Origin of the sequence: Pandoraea pnomenusa, assembly GCF_000767615.3 — a bacterium.
Lineage (GTDB): Bacteria > Pseudomonadota > Gammaproteobacteria > Burkholderiales > Burkholderiaceae > Pandoraea > Pandoraea pnomenusa.
This window is the reverse complement of the sequence record NZ_CP009553.3, coordinates 3,785,416-3,809,779: the sequence shown is the minus strand read 5'-3', so window position 1 is coordinate 3,809,779 and position 24,364 is coordinate 3,785,416. Positions and strand designations below refer to the sequence as shown.

The 24,364-nt window shown below is 65.1% G+C and carries 22 protein-coding genes and 1 pseudogene; 8 read left to right on the top strand and 15 right to left on the bottom strand.

Annotated features, from left to right (window positions below):
• Positions 1-34 precede the first annotated feature (34 nt).
• From aepY to LV28_RS49425, 6 genes and pseudogenes are all read right to left on the bottom strand, one after another.
• The gene (aepY, locus tag LV28_RS41075; RefSeq protein ID WP_023597004.1) at positions 35-1,222 is read right to left on the bottom strand and encodes a phosphonopyruvate decarboxylase; all 1,188 of its coding nucleotides are present in this window, start codon (positions 1,220-1,222) and stop codon (positions 35-37) included.
• Complete coding sequence (aepX, locus tag LV28_RS41070) at positions 1,215-2,924, bottom strand: phosphoenolpyruvate mutase (RefSeq protein ID WP_023597003.1); 1,710 nt, start codon at positions 2,922-2,924, stop codon at positions 1,215-1,217. The genes aepY and aepX overlap by 8 nt, the downstream gene beginning before the upstream one ends.
• Positions 2,921-3,685, bottom strand: a complete 765-nt coding sequence (locus LV28_RS41065; protein ID WP_038620439.1) for a phosphocholine cytidylyltransferase family protein — start codon at positions 3,683-3,685, stop codon at positions 2,921-2,923. Before LV28_RS41065 ends, aepX begins: the two co-directional genes overlap by 4 nt.
• A gap of 15 nt (positions 3,686-3,700) precedes the next feature.
• Positions 3,701-4,723 (bottom strand): flippase-like domain-containing protein, encoded by a 1,023-nt coding sequence (locus LV28_RS41060; RefSeq protein ID WP_038620442.1) that lies wholly within the window; start codon positions 4,721-4,723, stop codon positions 3,701-3,703.
• Positions 4,724-5,548, bottom strand: a complete 825-nt coding sequence (locus LV28_RS49100) for a HalD/BesD family halogenase (protein WP_048806866.1) — start codon at positions 5,546-5,548, stop codon at positions 4,724-4,726.
• Positions 5,534-6,214, bottom strand: a pseudogene (locus tag LV28_RS49425) (CDP-alcohol phosphatidyltransferase family protein); the annotation flags it as partial. The pseudogene LV28_RS49425 and the gene LV28_RS49100, both read right to left, overlap by 15 nt.
• A gap of 377 nt (positions 6,215-6,591) precedes the next feature.
• On the opposite strand from LV28_RS49425, the gene LV28_RS41050 reads away from it, so the two are divergent.
• A complete protein-coding gene (locus tag LV28_RS41050) occupies positions 6,592-7,347 on the top strand; it encodes an SDR family oxidoreductase (RefSeq protein WP_038620446.1) in 756 nt (251 codons plus the stop codon).
• Between the two features lie 141 nt (positions 7,348-7,488).
• Here the strand turns inward: LV28_RS41050 and LV28_RS41045 are convergent, their stop codons facing one another.
• The 7 genes from LV28_RS41045 to LV28_RS41015 form a co-directional block, all read right to left on the bottom strand.
• Entirely contained in the window at positions 7,489-7,836 is a 348-nt protein-coding gene (locus LV28_RS41045; protein ID WP_023596998.1) for a hypothetical protein, read from the bottom strand.
• A 149-nt stretch (positions 7,837-7,985) separates the two neighbouring features.
• A complete protein-coding gene (locus LV28_RS41040; RefSeq protein ID WP_224785326.1) occupies positions 7,986-8,330 on the bottom strand; it encodes a cupin domain-containing protein in 345 nt (114 codons plus the stop codon).
• A 96-nt stretch (positions 8,331-8,426) separates the two neighbouring features.
• Positions 8,427-9,266, bottom strand: a complete 840-nt coding sequence (locus tag LV28_RS41035) for a siderophore-interacting protein (RefSeq protein ID WP_023596996.1) — start codon at positions 9,264-9,266, stop codon at positions 8,427-8,429.
• Entirely contained in the window at positions 9,266-9,913 is a 648-nt protein-coding gene (locus LV28_RS41030; RefSeq protein WP_023596995.1) for a PadR family transcriptional regulator, read from the bottom strand. The genes LV28_RS41035 and LV28_RS41030 overlap by 1 nt, the downstream gene beginning before the upstream one ends.
• A gap of 295 nt (positions 9,914-10,208) precedes the next feature.
• A complete protein-coding gene (locus LV28_RS41025) occupies positions 10,209-11,006 on the bottom strand; it encodes a transporter substrate-binding domain-containing protein (protein ID WP_029754203.1) in 798 nt (265 codons plus the stop codon).
• 598 nt (positions 11,007-11,604) lie between these two features.
• The gene (locus LV28_RS41020; RefSeq protein ID WP_023873541.1) at positions 11,605-12,075 is read right to left on the bottom strand and encodes an HU family DNA-binding protein; all 471 of its coding nucleotides are present in this window, start codon (positions 12,073-12,075) and stop codon (positions 11,605-11,607) included.
• A 337-nt stretch (positions 12,076-12,412) separates the two neighbouring features.
• The gene (locus tag LV28_RS41015) at positions 12,413-13,471 is read right to left on the bottom strand and encodes a hypothetical protein (RefSeq protein WP_025249504.1); all 1,059 of its coding nucleotides are present in this window, start codon (positions 13,469-13,471) and stop codon (positions 12,413-12,415) included.
• A gap of 392 nt (positions 13,472-13,863) precedes the next feature.
• Between LV28_RS41015 and LV28_RS41010 the strand changes: the two genes are divergently transcribed.
• Positions 13,864-15,096, top strand: a complete 1,233-nt coding sequence (locus LV28_RS41010; RefSeq protein WP_023596991.1) for a sugar MFS transporter — start codon at positions 13,864-13,866, stop codon at positions 15,094-15,096.
• On the opposite strand, the gene pagP is transcribed toward LV28_RS41010, so the two are convergent.
• Positions 15,072-15,770, bottom strand: coding sequence for a lipid IV(A) palmitoyltransferase PagP (gene pagP, locus LV28_RS41005; protein ID WP_081326921.1), 699 nt, complete (start codon positions 15,768-15,770; stop codon positions 15,072-15,074). The genes LV28_RS41010 and pagP overlap by 25 nt on opposite strands.
• Positions 15,771-16,555: 785 nt before the next feature.
• On the opposite strand from pagP, the gene LV28_RS41000 reads away from it, so the two are divergent.
• From LV28_RS41000 to asd, 3 genes are all read left to right on the top strand, one after another.
• Positions 16,556-17,500: an acetaldehyde dehydrogenase (acetylating) gene (locus tag LV28_RS41000; protein WP_024788892.1), complete on the top strand. Its 945-nt coding sequence runs from the start codon at positions 16,556-16,558 to the stop codon at positions 17,498-17,500.
• A gap of 34 nt (positions 17,501-17,534) precedes the next feature.
• Positions 17,535-18,554: a 4-hydroxy-2-oxovalerate aldolase gene (gene dmpG, locus LV28_RS40995; protein ID WP_023596988.1), complete on the top strand. Its 1,020-nt coding sequence runs from the start codon at positions 17,535-17,537 to the stop codon at positions 18,552-18,554.
• 440 nt (positions 18,555-18,994) lie between these two features.
• Positions 18,995-19,843, top strand: a complete 849-nt coding sequence (gene asd, locus LV28_RS40990; RefSeq protein WP_023596987.1) for an archaetidylserine decarboxylase — start codon at positions 18,995-18,997, stop codon at positions 19,841-19,843.
• Positions 19,844-19,926: 83 nt separating this feature from the next.
• On the opposite strand, the gene LV28_RS40985 is transcribed toward asd, so the two are convergent.
• Complete coding sequence (locus LV28_RS40985; RefSeq protein ID WP_023596986.1) at positions 19,927-20,667, bottom strand: GntR family transcriptional regulator; 741 nt, start codon at positions 20,665-20,667, stop codon at positions 19,927-19,929.
• 147 nt (positions 20,668-20,814) lie between these two features.
• Between LV28_RS40985 and LV28_RS40980 the strand changes: the two genes are divergently transcribed.
• The 3 genes from LV28_RS40980 (at position 20,815) to hydA (ending at position 24,341) form a co-directional block, all read left to right on the top strand.
• Positions 20,815-22,113, top strand: coding sequence for an MFS transporter (locus LV28_RS40980; RefSeq protein ID WP_025249502.1), 1,299 nt, complete (start codon positions 20,815-20,817; stop codon positions 22,111-22,113).
• A 73-nt stretch (positions 22,114-22,186) separates the two neighbouring features.
• Entirely contained in the window at positions 22,187-22,921 is a 735-nt protein-coding gene (locus LV28_RS40975; RefSeq protein ID WP_038620450.1) for a maleate cis-trans isomerase family protein, read from the top strand.
• 4 nt (positions 22,922-22,925) lie between these two features.
• Positions 22,926-24,341, top strand: coding sequence for a dihydropyrimidinase (gene hydA, locus LV28_RS40970; RefSeq protein WP_038620453.1), 1,416 nt, complete (start codon positions 22,926-22,928; stop codon positions 24,339-24,341).
• Positions 24,342-24,364 lie beyond the last annotated feature (23 nt).

Below are 24,364 nucleotides of genomic sequence, written 5' to 3'. Positions count from 1 at the left end.
GCTTCCTCGTCGGATATCGTGAATGATCGGTCGCTCAGGCCGAAGCCGGGGCGCGTTGTGCAATATGGTCCATCAGTCGCGCCCTGACCGTCTCGGGCGTGACCTTCGGCCGCGGCAGCCCGTCTGGCGTACCCGGGCGAGTGCTCAGGCACGCGAAACGCGGGCCTTCGCTCAGGCTGGCCGTGCGGGCGTCGAACAGTGCCTCGACCACGTCGAGCGTGTCGCCCTCGAGCGCGAGCGCATAGCCGCTGGCGGCGGCCACGCCCGCGAAGGAAACGCTCGGCGAGACGGTGGCCTGGGCGCCGGTAGAGTCGTGCGAGGCGTTGTCGAGCAGCAGATGGACGAGGTTGGACGGACCATAGGCGCCCAGGGTCGCGAATGCGCCCATGCGCATGAGCGCGGCCCCGTCGCCGTCGAGCGCGACCACGCGCAGGTCCGGACGTGCGAGCGCCAGGCCCAGCGCCAGCGTGGTGACGCATCCCATCGAGCCGACCATGTACAGCTGGTTGGCGCGATCACCGAGTGCGTAGAGCTCGCGTCCACAAAAGCCCGTGGACGCCAGCACCACCGTGCCTTCGAGCGGCGTGTGAGCGATCACGCGTTCGAGCGCGTCGCGGCGGGTCGGCAGCCCGGACGGCGCGACGCCGCGCATCATCGACACGGGCGCCGGCTGCGCCGCACGCGCCGGACGCTCGGCCGGTTGCAGCGGGTAAGGCGCCACACTGCCTTTTTGCATCACGAGCGCGTAGGGGCGTCCGGTCTCGTCCATGTGGCGAACGGCGCGCGCCAGCGCGGGCGCGATCGCCTCGGGTTCGGTCGGGAACAGCTCCCAGGGCACTTCCATCAGATCGAGCATGGCCGGCGTGATGGGGCCCATGAGGGCGTGCTGGGGTTCGTCGGTGATGCCGGGCTGGCCGCGCCACGTTACGATCAGCAACTGCGGCAGGCGGAACGTCCATGTGAGCGACGTGAGCGGACTCACGGCGTTGCCCAGCCCCGAGTTCTGCATCATCGTGACCGAACGGGCGCCACGGCCCTCGCCGAGGGTCGCGCCGGCCGCAATGGCGACCGCGTCACCTTCGTTGGCCGCCGACAGATAGTGCAGCGTGGGGTCTTGCAGCACGTAGTTGATGAACGGCGTGAGGAACGAGCAGGGCACGCCGGTGTACCAAGTGAAGCCATGCTTGCGCGCGGCTTCGACGAATTGTCCCGCCTCAATCACCTTGTGCCTCCGACGCTGCGCCGCTGAAGGGCGTCTGACCGTGGGCGAAGTCGCCCGCGCGGCGGAATTCCTCCATGTCGTTCACCCCTCGCCAGTGGCCGTGCACGTATTGCACCGCGATGGCGGCGCCGTCGGCCGCGAGCGCGTTGATGAGCTCCGGCATGCCGAGCCGGTCGAAATCCGGGCGCGTCTGCAACGCCGCGAAGACACGCTGGAGTCGCGCGCGGCCGTCGTCGCCGCGTACGCCCAGCAGGCCGATCCAGCGGCCGTTCGGTGTGCGCCCGGCGTCGGATGCGTCGCCGCTGATCTTCTCGAGCCGCGCTTGCTGGCCGAAAAGCCCGCGATCGTCGCCAGACGAGCAATAGGCGAAGTCGCGCACGCTGGCGTTCGCGGCGTTGGCCGTGGTCGCGGCGCTCGAGTCGACCACGACGGTAAAGTCAGCCTCGCTCTCGACCAGATCGCGCACGATGTAGCTGCGGAACAGCAGGTCGCCGTAGGAGATCACGGTGTCGTGCGCAAACGCGTTGGCCACCTGCGCGAGCGAGGCCAGTTCGCCGGTTTCGGCGTGGCGTTCGTTCACGGCCAGCGTGATGCCGGCCGTGTCGATGGCGTCGGCACGGTAGCCGCCCACGACCGTGATGTCGTTCACGCCCTGCTTCTTGAAGCCATCGACCAGCCAGCGCAGCAGCGGCTTGCCGGCCACAGGCAGCATCACCTTCGGGCGATCGGTCGTCACGCTTTCCAGATTCTTGCCACGGCTCGCCGCCAGCACGATGGCCGAGCGCGGCGCATTCGCGGCCGACAGGTAACGATCTTCGGCCCGGGCGTATTCCTCGGCGTCCTGCAGGCGGAAAATCTCGTCGACGGTCGCGATGCGGTCCTCGACGTTGACCAGCGTTTCGCTGCGATGGATCTCCGCGGCGACCGCCTGCATGGCGGAGGTGGCCGCGCGGATCAGGTGGTTCGCCCAGATCACCACGCTGATGCCGGCGTCCCGGAAAACGTCGGTCGGGGTGCTGTAGTACTTGGTCGGCACGATCACCAGCGGGCAGCGGTTATCCCATTCGCGGGCGAACTGCACGATCTCGTCGGCACGCTTGAGCTTGCTGTGGATCAGGATGGCGTCGGCGCCGGCCAGACGGTACGCCTCGGCGCGGCGCAGGGCTTCTTCCATGCCCCAGCCTGCGATCAGGGCCTCGACGCGTGCGACGATCGAGAAGTCGTCGTCGCCCTGCGAGTCCTTGCCTGCCTTGATCTTGCCGCAGAATTCGTCGACGTCGGCCAGCGGCTGGCGCTCGCCACCGATGAAGCTGTTGGTCTTCGGGAAGACCTTGTCTTCGATGCAGACGCCGGCCACGCCACGCTGCTCGAGCTTGCGCACGAGGCGCCGCATGTTGTTGAAGTTGCCGTAGCCGGTGTCGCCGTCGAGCAGGATCGGCAGATCGCTCGCGTCGGCCATGAACTCGAGGTTGTCGACGACTTGCGTCCAGCTCGCTTCGTTGTTGTCGCGTACGCCGAACTGCGCCGAGATAGCCAGACCGGATGCCCAGATGCCCTTGAAGCCCGCCTCGCGCACAATGCGCGCGGACAGGCCGTTGTGGGCTTCCATGAGAAATTCGAGTTGCTGGCTGCGCAGCATGGCGCGCAGGCGCGCGGCGCGCGTTGCCGTCGGCGGGAGGGTAAATGCGTCGGGAGCGTTCATTCGGACACCATGGTCAATGGTTCGAGCTGCGGCAGCACCTGTTCGGCGGCACGCTTCACGTCTTCAGGGTAGTCGATTTCGATCCAGGGGAAGCCGGTGACGTCGGCGGTCTCGAATTGCGCACCGCGCTCGAGCAGCAGATCGCGCACGGCCTCTTCGTGCGGCATCTTGGCGCGGCCTGTTTCGACGTAATCGCGCGTGATTTCGGCAAGGCGCGAGGCCGTCGCTTCGTTGAAACGGAAAAAGCCGACGGATTCGCCGACCGTGTCGTACGTCAGGCCGACCATGACCTGCTTGCGTAATTCGACCGGTACGCCGTCGCGCAGACATAGCTTGACCGGCTCGTCGCCGACTTCGAAATCACGGTCGATGAGCAGGCGATTGGCGGTCTCGCCGGCCACGAGCGCGTTGAAAATGCGCTGGTCGTAGAGCACGTCGGCGTCCATGACGAGCACGTCGCCGCCGGCGGTCATGGCCTCCGCGGCGGTATGCAGCGTGAGCACGCTGCCGAGATGGAATTCGGGATTGAGGCAGATCTTCGGGCGCGGCGTCCAGTTCAGGCGATCGAGCTCCTCGCTCACCTGTTCGTGGTGAAAGCCGAGCGCGAGCACGACGTCGGTGATACCGGCGGCCGCCAGCATGCGCAGGTGGCGCTCGAGCAGCGACATGCCGTCGAACTTCAGCAGGCACTTGGGCGACTGCTTGTCCTCGGGCTGGAGCAAACGCAGGCCCATGCCTGCGGCGAGAATGATGGCCCGCATGATCGATTTCCTTCTTTAGAGCGGTGCAGTATCCGTGGCGGACGGCAGCGGCACGCTTTGTTGCGCCGCGCGCTGGCGACGCCAGCCACGTTCGGAGAAATGCAGATAGACGAGGCCCGGCACGCCGAGCAGCAACTCGCGCGTGCGTTTGGCCAGTGAAAGGGCCAGCGCGGCGTCGGCCGGCAGGCCCACGAGCGGAGCGAGCAGCAGGTAGCCGCCTTCCTGAACGCCGAGCGAGCCCGGCACGAAGAACGCGGCGCCGCGAATCGCCTGGCCCAGGCTTTCGAGCAGCAGGGCGTCGACCCAGCTGACCGGGAAGCCCATGAAATGGCAGATCAACCACACTTCGGCCGTGCCGACGATCCACCCGACCAGGCTGAGCAGGAAACTCGCAATCACCTGGCGGCGCTGGCCGTACATGCGCAGGACGATCTCGTCGACGGCGTCAGCGCGGTCGAGCAGCGACGACCAGTCGCGCTTAGACGACATTTTCGAGAGCGTGCGGAACGCCCAGCCGAAGATGCCGCGTCGTTGCGCCACATAGAACCCATAGAGCAGCACGGAGATGAGCCCGGTCGCCAGCAGCATCGGCATCCACAGGCCGTCGCCGGTGCCGCGCGTCGCGCCAATGCCGAACACGGCCAGGCCGAGCAGCGCGAAAACGATCTGGGCGACGGCCTGCAAGGTGGTGCTCACGGTAATGCCCGCCGCCGCCTCGCGCCCGGCCATGCCGTTTTGCTTCATCTGGCGAACCATCGCGATCGGTCCGCCGATCTGACCGGCCGGCAGCAGGCTGTTGGCCGATTCGCCGACCCAGCGGGTGAGCGTGGCACGGCGCAGCGAGCACGACTTTGCCACCAGCACCTGAATCGCGGCGGCGTCGAGCACCAACGGCACCAGGTGGAAGGCGGCGATCGGCAGCAGTCCCCAGCCGGCGCCGGCCAGCGTGGACATCACCGATCCCGTGCCCTGCCAGATCAGCAGGGCCACGAAAAGGGCAAAACCGAGGGTGAGAGAGACGATGGCGGTCCGGTTCATCTAGCGTTTCGTCCGTCCCAGTACTTGACGAAACACTTGCCGGAATCCGAAGTAGGCAATGGCGTCCTTCATGTTGGAGATGAAGCGCTGCCAGGTGCCCATGCGAGGATCGGTCACGTACTCGAACGTGAGCGAGATTCGCTCTTCGTTGTCGCCGAGCGGCGTAATCCGGTGATGCAACTTGTCCCCGTCGAAGAACACCAGCGCCCCCGGCGGATACGCCACGGCGCCGTCGATCTGCGCGGCGCCCGGGTTGCGCGTGTGGAGCCGGTATTCGAGCTTGCAGCTCGATTGGTCCACCACGCCGAGCAGCAGCGTGTAACGGCGGCCCTTGTAGTAGGAAGTGTCGTAGTGCCAGCCGATGTGGTCGCCCGGGCGGGTGTAGTAATACAGCGCGTAAGCGTGCGGGTCGTCCTGCGGCGAGGGGAGCAGCTTTTCGCCGGCGAGCCGCTCGAGAAACCGCATCAGGGCCGGCGAACGATACAGCTCGGCCACGAACGGCGCGCGCTCGTCGAGCGTATGTCGGCTCACGCTGCCGCCTTGCTTGTGCCCGGGAAGATAGTTGCGGTTCACGTTCGGCGTGACCGCGCGCGCGGCGGCGATCAGTTGCTGCGTCACCGACTCCGGCAGGAATTTCTCGAGATAGACGAAGGCGTCCTGCGATTTGAATTCACGGGAGACATCGTCGATGTCGAGGGCGTCGAGCGCACGTTCGATTTCGGCGTCGGCCGCGAAGGCGGCGGGTTCGGTGGAGACTGGGGCCGCCGGTGCGGCACCGTTGGCCGTGTCCGGCGCAAGCATGCTCGCGTGCGTCGCGCGACGCATCACGCGCACATAATCGGCGATGACCAACAGCGCAAAGACCGGCGCGCCGATCGCCGCGGCGATCAGAAAGCCACGTGTGCCATCGAACAGCGTCACGAGCGGCATGAGATACAACACGTCTTCGGTCTCGAATCCGCCGACCGAGGCCTGACGGGTACCGGCCTTGCCCACGCGGTCCTCGATGCGCATGCGCAGGAAGAAAATCAGCGCCACGGCAACGCCGGCGATCCAGCCGAGCGCCGAGGCCGACAGCGGCACGGGCAGCGGGTACTGCTCCGGGGCCATGGCATCCACGCCCATGCCGATGCCACCGAACAGCAGCACGGTCACCAGGGCGTCGGAGGCCAGGTCATAGAGATGGCCGATACGGCTGCTCTTGCCGCTGATGCGCGCCAGCTCGCCGTCGGTGTGATCGATGAAGTTCGACAGTACCAGCAGCACCGCGCCCAGATTGGCCATGGCGTAGCCACCCTGCGCGAATGCCCAGGTACAGGCCAGGCCGACGATCAGGCGAAGCGTGGTGAGGTGGTTCGGCGTGACGCGTGTGTCGACGAGCGGCGTGACGAGCCAGCGTGCGAGCCGCGCGTCGTATTGACGCGGACGTGGCGGCACGGGGCGTTCGGACGCAGCATCAGGTGCCGAAATGATTTTCGGTATCGTTTCCATGAGGGGGGAATATATACCCATAAGGCGGTAATGTGCAGAGCACTCAAAACCCCGTATCGGCCGGACAACCTTGGGGATTCGGCGCATTGACGCGCATTGGCGCGCGATGGCGCCGAAGCGCTGCGCGGCTTCGCACCGTTGTGCAGAGGGCTCGCCGAGTCCGCTATGACTACGGTAGGTCATCAGCGCGCGAAGTTCGCGATTATATTCTGCAATACACCATTTCGCTTTGCAGCCCGGTGGCGTCGTTTTGACGCGGCCACGCCGGCTCGGCGAGAAAAGCGACGCAAAGTCAGGATAGCGGCACCGCGTCGATGCGCGGATAATGGCGTCCCATTCGTCATTTTTTGCGGCGTGCTCCAGCCGCCCATCTCCCGATGTCCCAAACGATTGCCTTGCTTACCGGTGCGTCCCGCGGTCTCGGCGCCGCACTCGCTCGCGGCCTGCTCGCTCCTGGCACCCGCCTTGTCACGATGGCACGCCGCACCGACGACGACCTCGCCGCGCAGGCCGCGGCCAAGGGCGTCGAGCTCGAGCAGATTTGCGTCGATCTGGCCGACACGGCCGCCGCGGGGCAGGTTGCCGAGCGCATTTTTGCCGCATTGCCCCGCAATGCAGGCCGGTACCTGCTGATCAACAACGCGGGCACGGTGCATCCGGTGGCCAATTCCGCTGCATTGAACGACCCGGCGGCCATCGGCGCCGCGTTCGCGCTGAACGTCACCTCGGTGATGCTGCTGACCTCGCGTTTTCTCGCGGCCACGCAGGGCCTGCAGGCCCGCCGCCAGATCGTGAACATCTCATCCGGAGCGGGACGCAATCCGAACGCCGGCTGGGCCGTGTACTGCTCGACGAAGGCCGCGCTGGATATGTATACGCGCGTGGTGAACGCCGAACATCGCGAGCACGGTGTGCAGGCCGTTTCGCTTGCCCCGGGCGTGGTCGACACCGGCATGCAGGAGGCGATTCGGAGCAGCAGCGAGGAAAGCTTCCCGGCGCTGGCCCGGTTCCAGGAACTCAAGGCGAGCGGAAAGCTGTCGTCGCCTGAGGACGTCGCTCGCCGCATTCTGGCACTGACCGAGCGCGACGATTTCGGTCAGACGGAAATCGACGATATTCGCAACTACACCTGACGCCCAGGCAAGCGCCGCGGCTGAACGTCGACGCGCGCCTATCGCTTCGCGAGGCGTGAAAAACACCGGGCAGCCGATTGGCTGCCCGGTGTTTTCGTTTGGATCGTGCGTCGGGTCGCGCGCAGCGGTGACGCCCGGCGTCTATTGTTCGGTGCCGGTAATGAAAACACTGCCATTGCGCTCAGGCGCATATAGGATCAGCGTAGGCGTGTGAATATCGAACGCGCGCTCGCAGGCTTCACCGTATGAATCGAACTGGACCGCCCACGCGCCATTGCGCACGTAGCAGTGGGTAATGGTGTCGGTCCGCCGATCGAACTCCTGCCCGAGAAACACGCCCTGCGTGTAGCACCAAACGACGAACCCGTGAAAATCGGCCTGCTCGGGGGGGCGAAAGACGCGCCAACGCGCATCGTCCCTGCCTGCCTGACGCGCCGTCGCGCCCGCGGCCCAACGTTCGAAACCGTCGTGTCGTTTGCGTTGCTCCATGTCGTCGTACCCCCTTTGGGTGAACCGCCCTTGAAATGCCGGGACTCGACATCCCCGGGCGCGTTTCCATAGTCGGAATTTGTTCCCGGCATTTCTATCAGGCAATTCCGAAAGGCGGCAGGGAATTTCTCCAAAGGGGCGACGACGGCTCAGTCGTAATGGATCGCGAGCCACACGGTTGTCTCGCCCTGCGCGGTCCATTCCACGCGGTGACGCCGATTCGGGGCGATCGTGACCGCGTCGCCGGGCCGCAGAACGAGCGTGTCGCCCGCCGAGTCCGCGAACGCCAGCCCGGCGCTGCCGGCAAGCAGCACGACCCACTCGTGTTGCGGCTGGTCGTACCAGAACCCGGGTGGAGATGCCTGCCCGGTCGAGACGATGCGCTCGACGCGCAGCCCGGGCCGGTCGATCAGCCTGTCGAACTGCTCGGCGGCCGCCGGATCGGGGTGCGAGGGCAGGCCGGCGAACAGATTCGTGTCCGGTATGAGGGGCATGTGCATACGAAGGTGAGACGCTCGAGCGTGGGGTTGAGAAGAATATCCGCGCGGCCTTGTTTTCCACGGCCCTGCGCAGGACGGCGACCCCGGCGATCAGTCGTCGAGATTCTCGTGCACGGCGGCGTCGCCTCGTCGCCAGTATGCCGCCGCCTTGACCCACTTCGGATTCAGGCCGCGCTCGTCCACGAGGTAGCGACGGATGGCCTTCGCCACGCCGGCTTCCGCCGCGACCCAGGCGTGGAGGTCGCCGTCGGGCAGCGTGGCCACCTGAAGCGCGTCGAGCAACGCGGTGCTCTGTCCCGCGGGGATGCCTTCGCGATAGATCCATTCGACCACGACGTCGGCATCGCTCGCGAAGCGAAGCCGATCGGCCGGGCTGTCGACTTCCACGAACACGAAGACCAGCGAGCCGGCCGGCAATTCGGCCAGGCGTCGCGAGATGGCAGGCAGGGCGGTGTCGTCGCCAATGAGCAGGTAGCCTTCGAAATTCATCGGAATGATGAACGAGCCGCGCGGTCCGCCAACGCCAATGCGGTCGCCCGGCTTCGCCGAACGCGCCCACTCGGTGGCCGGGCCGGAGTCGTGCAGCGCGAAGTCGATGACGAGCGTGCGGGTCGCCGCGTCGAACCGGCGCGGCGTGTAATCGCGCATGAGACGCGGCGCATCGCCGGGCGCGGGTTTGGCCACCCCTTCCGGGCCGACCCTGGGTAGCACCAGTTCGCCGGTTTGCGGGTCGGGGAAGAAGAGCTTGACGTGGTCATCGAAGCCGGGGCTTTCGAAACCCTCGAGATCGTCGCCGCCCAAGGTCACACGCCGCATGTTGGGCGTCAGCGCTTCGACGTCGCGCACTTCGAGCAAACGCATGCGAAGTTCGTGGCGCACGCGTTGTGGCGTGCGATCGGGGATGGCGTTCGGTGCAGCGTTGTCTTGCATCAGAGTCGCTCCAGTTGTTGTGCGGCCGCGTCGAGAATCGCGGCGAAGGCATTGGCCTGATCGGTCGTAAGCGGCTCGCCGCCAAGACGCAGGTGCACGGCATATTTGAAGTTGTGCAGCGCGCGCATGACCTGCGGCGGCATGTCTTCCGAACGTTCACGCCGCGTGGCCAGCCGTGCGAGCAGTTCCGTCACCGAATCCTCGTTCTCGGCCAGGTATTCGCGGCCGGCGTCGGTGACTTCGTAAGATTTGCGCTGGCTGTCCCCCGTATTTTCCTGCACACGGATGAAGCCCATTTCCTCCAGGAGCGTGAGCGTCGGGTAGACCACGCCCGCGCTGGGGCTGTAAGTGCCGTTCACGCTTTCTTCGATGGCCTTGATGAGCTCGTAACCATGACGCGGTTGTTGAGCGATGAGGTGAAGCAGCACGAGGCGCAGGCCGCCATGGCTGAACAGCCGGCCGCCGCCTCGTCCGCCCCGGCCGCCGCGTTCCACACGCGCGTCGTCGCCGCGTCCGAAGCGACCCTCGCCATATCCCTCGCCACCGCTGCGCCGCCCATGCCGCCCGCCGCGGCGTTCGTCGCCAAAGTCCATTTTGTCCAGGTCCAGCGGGCCCCGGCCCATGAAATCGCCACGTGATCCACGCATGATGCGACTCCTTTTCGATGTAGTTAAGATGTGTTTACGATATATCTAAATTGAATCGAAAGCAAAGTTATTTTTTGCCGTGCTTCGGGTCGGGACGCGGCAATGCCCGTGCGGCAGGCGATTTGAGGCGATTCTGACTTCGATGGTGAACGCATCGACTGTATCGAAATGCGCATTTCGATACAGTCGGGTGTGGGAGGGGCGGCAGAAGGGCAGGGCTGTGAAGGCGGGGCAATGTGCAGCGGGCGATATCGATGGCTTCGGCGCGACCCCGATGCGCCGAAGCGGACGGCGGCTACGACAGTTTCGGCAGATCCGTATCGAGCCACTTCCGATACAACTTGTTCAGCTCGCCATTGCTGGTGTTCCGCGTGACGAAGTCATTGACCGCCGCGAGCAGCTCTGGCTGATTGGGACGCATGGCGATGCCCATGGCCTGTTGAAGCAGGTTGAACTTTGGCTCGAACTGGCCAGGCGCGCGCTGGCGAATCGCATTCGCGACGGTGACCGAGCAACCAATGGCGTCGACCTGGCCGGTGAGCAGCGCCTGCATGGCGGAGGCGTCGTCTTCGAAGCGACGAATCTCGGTGCCGACGGGGGCCGTTTTCGTGACGGCCATGTCTTGTGTGCTCGCGCGCGCCACGCTTACCCGCAGCCCTTTGAGGTCCGCGGCGGATTTGATCGCCGTGCCTGCCTTGCCGAGCAGCACGATGGTCGCGGCCGCATACGGCTTGGAGAACTGGACCTGTTTCGCGCGCTCCGGCGTGATCGCGAGCGATGCAACCAAAACGTCCACCTTGCCGCTCAGCAGGTACGGGATCCGGTTCGGTCCCGTGACCGGCACCAGATTCACCTTCACGCCCATGTCATGCGCGAGCAGCCGTGCGACGTCGGCGTCGTAGCCGTCGGGCTGCGCCTGGGCGTTCGTGGTGCCGTAGGGAGGAAAGTCGATGAGCATCCCCACGTTGAGCGTTCCCTTCTTCTTGATGTCGGCAACGGTCTGCGCATGGGCGGGTGTGGCGAACAGCGAGAGCGTACTGGTGAGTACGCTCCCGAGCGTGCCGCCGAGCGAGCCGACGAAGCCCGCAGGCATCGCCGCCACGCCGAGCGTCGCGAGAAATCCGCGGCGCGAATGCGGATCGATCTCGCCAGCGGGCGTGCGGCGGCTGGCCGGGTGTGGCAACGCGGTGCGTTCTGGTACAGGGTGACGCGACAACTTGCGAGTCATGTTGAGTCTCCTGAAGCCGGGCAAACCACCACCGGCGTGGCCGATGGTGTGGCGCGAGCGAAATGCCGCGACCGGTCAGCGCACTGGCCGACGGGCGTCCCGAGCGATGGTAGCGGGCGGCAATAAAGGCGTCCACTCAGCAATTACCCGAGCGAAAACCCGAGGTTCGGCGACGCCGCGCGGCGCGACGAAGCCGTCGTAAAAGTGATGAGGATGACGAAATCAGTCACATGCGGGAGCGCAGGGGGTGCGCGCGTCGGGCCGTGGGGAGTTCGCGAAATCGTGGCGTCCGGGGACGGCGGTCGCGAGGGGGAGGGCGGTGCAGCAGGGGCGCGGGATGGCGAGATAGCGAACGGGGGGCAAAAAAAACGGTGCCGAAAAATCGGCACCGTTATCAGGCGCAGCCTGCCAGGCCTTCGCTTTTCGTCGCGCCGTGGCGTGCACGGCGGCGTGAGCGCAGGACTTACTGGGCGGCGTCCTTCACCTTCTTCAGCGGGCGAACCTTCACGCGCACCGAAGCCGGCTTGGCCGGGAACCAGCGCTCTTGACCCGTGAACGGGTCCTTGCCGAAACGCTTCGCCTTGGCGGCGATTTGCTGCGACGTGACCTTGAACAGACCATGCAGCGTGAATTCGCCGACGCCCTTCTTGTGCAGCGAGCTGATGATGGTGTTCTCGAGTGCGGCGAGCACTGCCTTGACTTCCTTCACGGCGACTGCCGATTGTTCGGCGAGGTGTGCTGCGAGCTGGGTCTTGTTGAGTGCTTCCTTGATCGGCGAAACCTTGCCGTTCGCGGCGGCCTTCGGAGCTGCCTTCGCGGCGGTCTTCGGGGCTGCCTTCGGAGCAGCCTTCTTCGCTGCCGGCGCCTTCTTGGCGGCCGGGGCCTTTTTCGCCACAGGGGCCTTCTTTGCTGCTGCTTTCTTTGCCGTTGCCATATCGATCCAATCGATGAGAATAAGAAAGTGCCGTCGGAGAACGGCCACCCGAATGATACGTCTTGCTGCGCCGACGATTCTACCTAAGAAATGGCTTCGTGCGAGTAGTGCGCGCACAATGTTGCGCGCTTGCCGCACAAGGCTGCGCGCCGGATCGCAGCGGTTTTCCCGCGGGATTTATCGCGCTTTTGTTCGCGGCGTATCGACGGGTTCGCGCCGTCGCGTTTTTTTCACCGCGACGCCGGCGCGCCTTTCCTCGCGTCATTGCGGGCGACGTAACACCGAATTTTCCGTGTGAAGCGCCGTGCGCGGCAACGCCTCGATCGCCCGTAAACCCTCAGAAACGCTGCATTTCGCAGGTTTCGCAGCGACCGTCGGCATTGCACCAGGCGTCGGTGAGCGTGGTGCCGTCGGCGCCGAACGTGATGTCGTGCTTTGCGCCGAAACTGCCGGCCATCTGCAGTTTTTCGCCGACGAGCGTACCTTGTACCGAGGTGTGAACATTCGGCTCGACATCGTCGACACTGCCCGTGACCTGCGCGCCGTTGAGCGCGAGCGACATAAGTCGCGTCATGGGCGAGCCCCACAACTGCCACCATAGCGGCGCGTTCGTGCACAGGCCGCGCCAGCGTCCCGACGGGTTCACCACGCGTGCCGGCACCTGCGCGTTCGCCTGCATGACCGTGCCCGGCGGAATCGGTGGGGTCACGACGGTGACGCCGGCCGGTGTCGGTGCGTCGATCGACGTGACGTCGCGCGCAACGTCGGGGGTGCCCGCGCGGGTGGCGTTCACCGCGTTCAGTCCCGCCGTGTCGCCGATCTGGCTCGGCGGCGGCTGCGTCGCGGCTGCGCTGGTGGCGTCGGCGGTCGCGGGGAGCGGCTGCACTTGCGCACCGTGGCCGGCCAGCGGGGCCGGCGCTGCATACGCGATCGGCGCGGTCGGCGCTGCGCTGTAGGTGCCCGGGGCGCCGTCGACGCGCGCCATCTCCGGCGGCAAGCCGTCGTTGGGCACAGGGGTCGAAGCCGACGCGCACACGTGGCAGGACATGTGCGACAGGTTGTTGCGCGTGAGCGGGCGCGTGCCGTACAGACGCAGTGCGCTTTGCGCGCCGTTCTGCACAATCGTCACGTACGCCGTGTCATCGAGCTGGTAGTCGACCTTCGCACATGACGGCGCGTCGGTCTGCAGCGTCACGTCGGCCGAGAACGCGCCGTTGAGGGCGCGTACGGGCAGAACGGATACGGAAGCCGAACAGTCGGCGACGATCTGCGCACAGTTGCAGGCGAGCGGTGCGAGCGCGGCAGGCGCTGGCTGCGCCTGCGCGTGGCCCGCATAGGTGAGCGTGCCCGCGACTAGCCATGCTGTCGCAATCTTGAATGAAGCCAATCCCCGCATGATGTATCCCCGAATGTGCGGCCTATCCCGTGCTGCGGATAGTCGATCAAAAGATGTCGGCTGACAAGCGCCGAAAACAGCGAACAACTAGATAAAACGCGCGCTCCACGGCGTATCGGAAACATCGCCGCGTCACGCAAATATGAGATTTCCCCCGTATCCTGGCATGGATAGTGCGGTCTACACTCCTTACGTCTGCCCCCCTTCATTGCGCATCAACGCGCTAGTGCCGTTGCCCTCTGGAGAGATGCATGCCCGACGATCGCCTCTGCGAACCCCGCACCGCAGCCCAAACCGCCCCCCAAACCGCCCCCCAAACCGCCGACCAAACCCCGGACCAAACCATTTGCGGCCCCGATGCCTGGAATGCGGCTCCGGCGGCCCGGCCTTCCGTGAACCGCGTGCTTGCCGTGCTCGCCACGTTGTTCTTCGCGATGGGACTCATCACGTCGCTCAACGATATTCTCGTGCCTCACTTCAAGGCGGCGTTCGACCTGACGTATCGCGACGCGGCGCTCATCCAGTCGAGCTTCTTCGCCGCCTATTTCGTCGTGTCGTACCCGGCGGGGCAGTACACGGCGCGCGTCGGTTACCGGCGCGCCCTGGCGAGTTCGCTGTGGCTGGCAGGTCTTGGCTGCGCACTGTTCTTTCCGGCCGCGGCACTGGTCTCGTATCCCTGTTTCCTCGCTGCACTCTTCGTGCTCGCGAGCGGCGTCACACTGCTGCAGGTCGCCGTCAATGCGTATGTGGAGACCTTGGGCTCGCGCGGTGCGGCCGCGAGCCGTCTGACGCTCGTTCAGGCATTCAACTCGCTGGGCACCACGATCGGTCCGCCGCTCGCCGCCCTCTGGATCCTCGCGCCGCAATCGTCGGCGGTCGCCGGGCACGCCGCCGACAGCGTACGCGGACCCTATGGCCTGCTGGCGGGCGTGCTGGCGTTGGGCGGTATCGTGCTGTGGCGCCTGGCGCTGCCGGAGCCGGGCGCCACCGGGACGCCGCGACCGGGTGTGCGCGCCAACGTTGGCGGCCTGTTCGCGCACCGTCCCTTGCGTTACGGCATCGTGGCGCTATTTCTTTATGTCGGCGCGGAAGTCAGTATCGGCAGCTTTCTCATTGTCTTTCTGACGAACACGCAGACGGGCATTGCCGACCACGCGCATGCGAGCCGATATTTGCCGTTCTATTGGGGCGGAGCGATGGTCGGGCGCTTCGTCGGCGCATGGCTGCTGCGCCGGGTGTCTCCCGGCAAGATGCTCAGCGTATGCGCGCTGTACAACCTGACACTGATCGTGGCGTCGCTGGCGGTGCCGGCGTCGCTCGGGATGTGGCTGCTGCTGGCTTGCGGATTGGGCAATGCCATCATGTTTCCGACGATTTTCTCGCTTTCGGTGGGGGGACTGGGGGCGCGCGTGAGCGAGGGGGGCGGCCTGATCTGCATGGCGATCGTGGGCGGTGCGGTGTTGCCCTATCTGCAGGGCATGCTCGCCGACGCCGCCGGGCTCATGTTGTCTTTCCTGGTGCCGGCGGCGGCCTATCTGTACATCGCGGGGTTCGGCGCATGGAGTGCGCGCGCCATGGTGCCGACGGACCCCGCGCGGCATCAGCCGGGTTTGCCGAACGTGTAGCGCCCGAAGATGAACAACACGTTGCCGTTGCCCTTGCCGCCAGGCACATATGCGGTGGAGACAGACGCGCGTCCCACGCCAATCTCGGCGAGCGGGAGCGCGCCGGGGAAGGGCACACCGCCGAGCGTGTCGGAGCGCGACATCAGAAACACCGTGTAGCCGAGTCCGAAGCGCACGGGGCCCGCGTTCGCGACGTTCCAGATGCGGCCGTAGCCGGCCATCGGCGACCAGTCGTTGTGCGAGTCCTTGAATGCCATGGCGTAGAGCATGCGCGAGCCATTCCTGCCGTCGGACAACACCCGGCCGTAGCCCAGGCCCCAGGGATTTTCGTTGTATTGGGCGATCTTGTCGGCCGTGTAGGCGAAGCGCAGATGATGCGTGTGCAAGGGCACGTACAGATCGCTGGCGCCTTGCGTGGCCACGTCGCGCACTTCGTCGACGATCGCACCGGTCCAGGTCGACATGACGCCGGGGGCGTCGTTTGCCCGCGCGGCAAGTGGCGACAGGCAGGCGACGGCGGCACCCAGCGCGAGCGCATGGCGACGCGACGCCTGAAACGCGCGGCGTAGCGGATGGACGCGCAAGGGAGAGAGAACGATTCGGGTGTGGACGGCAAGCGATGCGAGTGAGATCGATGGCGCGAGCCGCCCGATGCATTGGGGGGGCGTAGTCATGGTTGTGCGAGCGATGTTGCGAGACGCGTGTCGATTGTGATCGTCGACATCGCGGGGCGACGCGTGGCGCGGGCAGGGGCGGGTAACGTGTCGGTGTCGGTGCCGGTGCCGGAGTCAGTGCCGGTATGGACGACGGCGCGCCTGCCCCGCATTCGCGTGTCTTCTAGACCCCCCTCGCCGGCGAAAAGTTCGCCTCGCGACCCGCGCCTCTCCCGGTGCCCGCCGCTCTTGCAAGACGTGACCGATCCGGCTGCGACGAAAAGAAAGCCTTTTGCGTCAAAGGCATACGCCGGATATCGACGTGTTATTCACCGGGTTGTGAACATTTTCTGTGGATAACGCATGCGATGACGCCTCCCGCCGAAGTGCGCCCGACCGGCCCACCATGCCGCGTCTCGAGGATCGGGGCGATGGCGCAGCAAATATGCGCGACACTTTTCCCGCGTCCGATCAAGGACTTGGGCGACCTATCCTGAAGTTGTCCACTGGCTTGCAAACAGATTCTGTGGATAACGGCATCCACCGAAAACCCGCGCCGCGCCTGGTTTTCGCGCACGCGGCACAACTTTCGCGCGTCGTCATTCTTCCCTGTCGAATCAGTCACTTGGCATGCTTTTCCGCAAGTTATCAACGGGCTTGTGAACAAAAAATGTGGATAAGCCGTGCCAGGCTTTGCACTCTTAAAATCCCAATATATGAGATCAATGTTTACATGTTGACATTTTAGTCGGCGGGGAAATACTATGCGCCTCATACCGGTCGACGGACACGTTCAGGAGACGACAGTGACAGAACGACGCAAACAGAAAGTGGCGATCATTGGCTCGGGCAACATCGGCACCGACCTGATGATCAAGGTGATGCGTAACAGCGAGCATCTGGAGATGGGCGCGATGGTCGGTATCGACCCGGCCTCGGACGGCCTGGCGCGTGCCGAGCGTCTGGGCGTGCCGGTGACGGCCGGCGGCATCGACGGCCTGCTTGCCATGCCGGGATTCGAAGACATCCGCATCGCGTTCGACGCGACGTCGGCCAAGGCGCACGCGCATCACAACGAACTGCTGCAAGCGCGCGGCGTGCAGGTCATCGACCTGACGCCGGCGGCGATCGGTCCGTACGTGATTCCGTCGATCAACCTCGACGCGCACCTCGATGCGCGCAACATCAACATGGTGACGTGCGGCGGTCAGGCCACGATTCCGATGGTCGCCGCCATCTCGCAGGTCGCCAAGGTGCACTATGCGGAGATCGTCGCGTCGATCTCCAGCAAGTCGGCTGGACCTGGCACCCGCGCCAACATCGACGAATTCACCGAAACGACCTCCAAGGCCATCGAGGTGCTCGGCGGCGCGTCGCGCGGCAAGGCCATCATCGTGCTCAATCCGGCCGAGCCGCCGCTCATCATGCGCGACACCGTCTTCGTGCTGTCGGAGCCGGGCGATCAGGCCGCGATCGAAGCGAGCATTCAGGCGATGGTCGACAAGGTGCACAGCTACGTGCCGGGCTACCGCCTCAAGCAGAAGGTGCAGTTCGAGCTGTTCGACGCCTCGCGTCCGCTCAACGTGCCGGGCCTGGGCAAGCTCACGGGCCTGAAGACGTCGGTGTTCCTCGAAGTCGAAGGCGCCGCGCACTACCTGCCGGCCTACGCGGGCAACCTCGACATCATGACCAGCGCCGCGCTGGCCTGCGCCGACCGTATCGCCGCGACGCGCCTGGCGCTCGCGGCCTGAACGTCGCACGCGCTATCAGGAGACTCACACCATCATGACGCAGAAAAAGCTCTATATCTCCGACGTGACGCTGCGCGACGGCAGCCACGCGATTCGTCACCAGTACAGCATTGCCAACGTCAAGGCGATTGCGGCCGCGCTCGATGCCGCCCGTGTCGATTCGATCGAAGTCGCGCACGGCGACGGCCTGTCCGGCTCCAGCTTCAACTATGGCTTCGGCGCGCACACCGATCTCGAGTGGATCGCCGCCGTGGCCGAGACGGTCACGCACGCCAAGGTCGCCACCCTGCTGTTGCCGGGCGTGGGTACTGTGCACGACCTGCGCGAGGCGTATGACGCGGGGGCCCGCGTGGTGCGCATCGCCACGCATTGCACGGAAGCCGACGTCTCGCGCCAGCACATTGCCTATGCGCGTGAGCTGGGCATGGACACCGTTGGCTTCCTGATGATGAGCCACATGACCACGCCACAGCATCTGGCCGAACAGGCCAAGCTCATGGAATCGTATGGCGCGCAGTGCATCTACGTGGTGGACTCGGGCGGTGCGCTCGGCATGAACGATGTGCGCGATCGCTTCCGCGCATTCAAGGACGTGCTCAAGCCCGAGACGCTTACCGGCATGCACGCGCACCACAACCTGAGCCTCGGCGTGGCGAACTCCATCGTTGCGGTGGAAGAGGGGTGCGACCGGATCGACGCGAGTCTCGCCGGCATGGGGGCAGGGGCGGGGAATGCGCCGCTCGAGGTCTTCATCGCGGCGGCGTCGCGCCTGGGATGGAACCATGGCTGCGACCTGTACACGCTCATGGACGCCGCCGACGACATCGTGCGTCCGCTGCAGGATCGTGCGGTGCGTGTGGATCGCGAGACGCTCGCGCTCGGATACGCAGGCGTATATTCGAGCTTCCTGCGCCATGCGGAAGCCGCCGCCGCGCACTACAACCTCAAGACCGTGGACATCCTGGTCGAGCTGGGGCAGCGTCGGATGGTGGGCGGTCAGGAGGACATGATCGTCGACGTTGCACTCGATCTGCTCAAGCGTCGCGCCGCCTGATCGTCGGCATACACGGCCGCGCGTCGAACCGGGTACCCCGGCGGTACCCGCGGCGCGGCACTCCCCTGCCCACACCGGCCCCTCGTCAGACGGGCCGGTTTTTTTGCGTCTTGAATCCGCGTGATTTACCATCGCGGGGCCAGATCGCGTCGCGGTCGCCGGGGGCCGGATATCTGCGCGCCGCGTGCTCGCCATGTGCCCGCCACGTGCCCGGCAGGCGGCTATCGTGCGGCTCGTCGACCTCGCTTCGCAACGCAAAACGCCCCCCATCGCCAAAATGCGAGAACGTTGGCGGATTTCCGGGATAATCGCGAACTTTGGTCGAAAGTGCGCTGCGGCGCTCGCCGATTGTGCATAATCGCGCCGATGGTAAATTCGGCACCGATGCCGCCAGGCGCCGCATGACTTCGTACCCTGATCGATACCTAGGAAATCCACCTGTGTCCGACCGCGCATTCGTATTGCTACAACATGTCTTGCCCAAAACGCTCATGACGCGTGCGTTCGGCTGCCTGGCGAATCGGCGCCTGGGTGCCGTGACGCCCTGGGTGATTCGGCGCTTCATTGCCCGCTACGGTGTCGACATGACGGAGGCTCAGCGGCAGGCGCCCGAGGCGTACACGACCTTCAACGACTTCTTTACCCGGGCACTGCGCCCCGGTGCGCGCCCGCTCGCTTCGGCGCAGATGATCTGCCCGGCCGATGGCGCGGTCAGTCAGTTCGGCACGATCGCACATGACCAGATTTTTCAGGCCAAGGGCAAAACGTTCGGCAGCGGCGCGCTGCTGGCCGGCGACCCCGCGCAGGCGAGTCGTTTCAACGACGGCCAGTTCGCCACGATTTACCTGAGCCCGCGTGATTACCACCGCATCCACATGCCGTGCGACGGGCGGCTTCGCTCGATGCGACACGTGCCGGGGGCGCTTTACTCGGTGAACCCCGCGACCGCGCGTGGCGTCGACGCCCTGTTCGCGCGCAACGAGCGTGTCGTATGCGACTTCGATTCTCCGCAGGGGCCTTTCGCCATGGTGCTGGTCGGCGCGGCGATCGTCGGAAGCATCGCGACCGTGTGGCATGGCATTGTCAATCCGCGCAGCGGTGGTGGGGCAGCGGGCGTGAGTACGTGGGATTATGCGCAGCGCGACGTTTTCCTGAAGCAGGGCGAGGAGATGGGGCACTTCCAGCTCGGCTCGACGGTGGTGCTGCTCGTGCCGCCGGGGATGGGACGGTTCAGCCCGGACTGGTCTGCCGGCTGCCAGGTTCGCATGGGCGAGGCGATGATCGTCTGAGCGCGGTGCGACGACGCGTGGCGCGCTCGTGCGCTCGTGCCATGTGCAGGCTCGCACCCTTCCGTTTGCCCGTCTTCTGACGCCTAGCCCGCTTTTTCCGCGTTGCGCTGCGCGCCGTGCCGGATGGCTTCCGCCACCACGCTCAGCACTTCCCGCGCCGTGTTTTCCGAGTGCGCCCGCAGTACCTCCGCCAGACGCGGACGGCCGGGTTCGCGCAGCGCCGCGATGATCTCGTCGTGCTCCTCATGCGAGGCCTGCCATCGCGACATGTCCGCGTTGGCGGCGCCGCGCGCCCGATGCACTTTGCTCATCAGACTTGCGTAGATCGACGCCAGCACCGGGTTGCCGGCGCCATCGACGATCATCTGATGGATCGCCTGATTGGTTCGAAAGTACTCGGTGCGCAGGCCCTTGCCGTGCGCATCGAGCATCTGGCCGTGCTGCTTCTCGATGGCGGCAAGCGCCTTGTCGGTCAGACGCCGGGCCGCCAGTTCACCCGCCATGTGCTCGAGCCCGTGAAGCGTCTCGAACGTGGCCCGGAGCTCCTCGAGATCCAGCGGCGCCACGCGATATCCGATGTATTGCCGGTGCAGCACAAGACCTTCCGAGACCAGCGTCTTCAGCGCTTCGCGCAATGGGGTCTTGGAGACATCGAACAGCTCGCAAAGGGCCTTTTCGTCGATGCGCTCACCGGGCGGCAATTCACCTTCCTCGATCATCATGCGCAGGCGCGCCGTGATCTCGGCTGCCATGCCCAGCGTGCGGAGCTTATGGGATTTCTGAAGGGGAAGGGTCACGGTCTCTGGCGTGTTTAGCAGTGTCATAAATATCCTACCATATAGGGAATTCCCTAAATCAAGTCTAATAAAATCAATTATTTACCGATATTGTAATTACAGATTACAGATCCTATACTCCATCCCAAGTCGCGCGACGAATCGTATTCAGGTCATCTACTCGGGAGAGTCACCATGCAGTCGACAGGTAGGGTCGCCACTTTGGCAACTGCAAAAAGTGCCGTGCGCTGGAAGATTTTTTTCTTGATGTTGTGTCTGATCTCGATCAACTACATCGATCGGGCATCGTTGTCTGTGGCCATGCCGTTGATTGCCAAGGAGTTCGATCTCACGCCCGCGATGGAAGGGCTGATTCTGAGCGGCTTCTTCTGGACCTATGCGGTGATGCAGATTCCAGGGGGTATGCTGGCGGACAAATACAAACCCCGGATCGTGATCGCGCTGGCGACCGTTTTCTGGGGGATCTTCCAGGCCGCGGCCGCGTTCTGCACGAGCGCCACGTCGTTGCTGCTCACGCGATTCGGGCTTGGCGCGGCCGAAGCGCCGATTTATCCGGCGGGCGGGAAGCTGAACGCAATCTGGATGACGCAGCATGAACGCGGGCGCGGGGCAACGCTGCTCGACGGCGGCGCTCCGCTCGGCGCCGCGCTCGGGGCCATCATCATCACGTGGCTCATCACGCTGTTGGGATCCTGGCGTCTGGCGTTCGTGGTTGCCGGTGTCGGGACGGTGCTCGCCGGATACGTCGCGTGGCGCTATATCCGCAACACCCCTCGCGAACACCCGGGCGTGAACGACGAGGAAGCGACCCATATCGAACAGGCGCAGGCGAGCGAACATCAGGCCGAACCCGCCAATCTCTCCGGCCGCTCGCTCGACTTCTTCAAGTACCGTTCCGTATGGTGCATGGCCCTCGGCTGGATGTGTTTCAACACCGTCTTTTACGGCTTGCTGACCTGGATGCCGAACTACCTCCACAAGGTGCACGGATTCGATATCCGGCAAATGGGTGGTGCGAGTTTCGTGATCTTCTTCTGCGGCTTCGTCGGCGAGTTGCTTGGCGGCTGGATCGGCGACAAGTGGAAAGCCGCGGGCGGGTCCGCCAATAAGGTCATGCGCACCCTGTTCGGCATCGCCGCGATCGTCGCGACCGTTTCGATCTTTTCCGTGGCCTATGTCAAGAGCGATGTCGCGACGGTCGCACTGCTGTCCTCCACGCTCTTCTTCCTTCGCTGGTGCGGGCTGTACTGGTGCATTCCGTCGATTCTCGGCACGCGCCACAAGGTGGGTTTCCTCGGGGGAGTGATGAATCTCGGCGGCAACATCGGCGGTATTTCGGTCCCGCTGATCGTCGGCCTCATCGTGCAGACCACGGGTTCGTACTTCCTCGCCCTGATGTTCTTCGCGGCCGCCGGCGTTGGCCTGTTCGTGTGCTCCACGCTGATCGACTACGAACGCAAGCTGCCCGTCTGACAGTTGCGCAACCTTTTCAAACCACGATCGGCCAGCCTGTCCGTTGGCCGATCTCCGTGCTTCAGGTAAGACCATGACGACGAAAAAAAGAAAGCTGCTTGGCATGCTCACGCCGTCCTCGAACACGGCGCTCGAGCCGATCACGAGCGCGATGGTGTCGGGACTCGACAATGTGTCGGTTCACTTCTCGCGCTTTCGCGTCACCGAGATTTCGCTCGGGGCGAGCGCCCTGGGGCAATTCGACCTGCCCAAGATTCTCGATGCGGCGCGACTGCTCGCCGACGCGCAGGTCGACGTCATCGCGTGGAACGGCACGTCCGCCGGCTGGCTGGGGTTCGAGACGGACGAGGCGCTGTGCCGGCAGATCACCGAGACGACCGGCATTCCCGCCACCACGTCGGTGCTCGCGCTCAACGAAATTCTGACGCGCACCGGTGTGACCGAACTGGGGCTCGTTACGCCCTATTTGGAAGACGTGCAGCAACGCATCGTCGCGAACTACGCGCGCATGGGCATTCGGTGCACGTCGGAGCGCCATCTGAGCCTGAGCAGGAACTTCGAGTTCTCGGAGGTCAGCGGCGAGACCCTGTCGCGTCTTGTCGGCGAAGTCGCGCAGTCGCGTCCGCAGGCGATCACGACCTTCTGCACCAATCTGCATGCGGCGCCGCTCGCGCGCGACCTCGAAGCGAGGACCGGCATCCCGATGTACGACACGATCTCGACCGTCATCTGGAAGTCGATGCAGCTCGCGGGGATCGACCCGCGTGAGCTGCGCGGCTGGGGACAACTGTTTACCGAAGGAGCATAAGGCAATGGGCGACACCTTCGATCTGGTCATTCGTCACGCCGACGTCGTGACGGCGTCCGACCGCTTTCAATGCGACATCGGCGTGCGCGACGGTGTGATCACGGCCTTGGGCAAACACCTTGCCGGTGGGGCGCGCGAGATCGATGCGACCGGGCTGCTGGCACTTCCCGGCGGCGTGGACGGTCACTGCCATCTCGACCAGCCGATGCCGGACGGGCTGCGCATGGCCGACGACTTCCATACCGGTACGCGTGCGGCCGTTTGTGGCGGCACGACCACGGTGATCCCGTTCGCGGCGCAGGAAAAAGGCGGCTCGCTGCGCGCCGCGGTCGAGGACTACCATCGCCGTGCGCATGGGCGCGCCGTTGCCGATTACAGCTTCCACCTGATCGTGTCGGACCCGACGGAGACGGTGTTGCGCGAGGAGTTGCCGCAATTGATTCAGGAAGGCTATACGTCGTTCAAGATCTACATGACCTACGACGATCTCAAGCTCTCCGACCGCGAGATTCTGGAAGTACTGTCCGTCGCTCGCGAGCACAATGCGCTGGTGATGGTGCACGCGGAGAATGCCGACTGCATCGCGTGGCTGACGGACAAGCTCGTGGGGCAGGGACGCATCGCCCCGAAGTTTCACGGCCTCGCGCGGCCGGCCGCCGTCGAGCGCGAAGCCACGCACCGCGCGATCACCTTTGCCGAACTGGTCGACGTGCCGATCCTCATCGTGCATGTCTCTGGCAAGGAGGCCATCGGACAGATCCGCTGGGCACAGGGCCGGGGCATGCAGATCCTCGCCGAAACGTGTCCGCAGTATCTCTATCTGAGTGCCGAAGACATGGGGCATCCGGGCGACGACGGTTATGCCGGCGCGAAATGCGTGTGCAGTCCGCCGCCACGGGACACCGATAATCAGGAGGCCGTCTGGAAGGCGCTCCGGCAAGGCGTGTTCTCCGTGTTTTCGTCCGACCACGCGCCGTTCAACTACGAAGACCCGCAGGGCAAGAAGCCAGGCGGCAAGCCACAGTCGTTCGAGCATATCCCGAATGGCATTCCCGGCATCGAAACGCGTCTGCCGTTGCTGTTCGATGGCGTGCGGCAGGGACGAATCTCGCTTCATCAGTTCGTCGAGCTGACGGCATATCGACCCGCGCGCCTCTATGGGTTGTATCCGCGCAAGGGCACGATCGCGGTGGGCGCGGACGCCGACATCGTGCTGTGGGACCCCGATGCGCGCATGACCATTCGCAACGCGCAGTTGCATCACGCCGTCGACTACACGCCCTACGAGGGGCGCGAAGTCACGGGCTGGCCGATGCATTGCTTCTCGAGAGGCGAACAGTTGGTCGCCAATGGGCAGTATCTGGAACCCGCTGCCGGGCGAGGTCATTTTCTGCCGGCAGGCAGCCCGTCGCTGGTGTAACGCCGGCCTCACGTCAATCGACG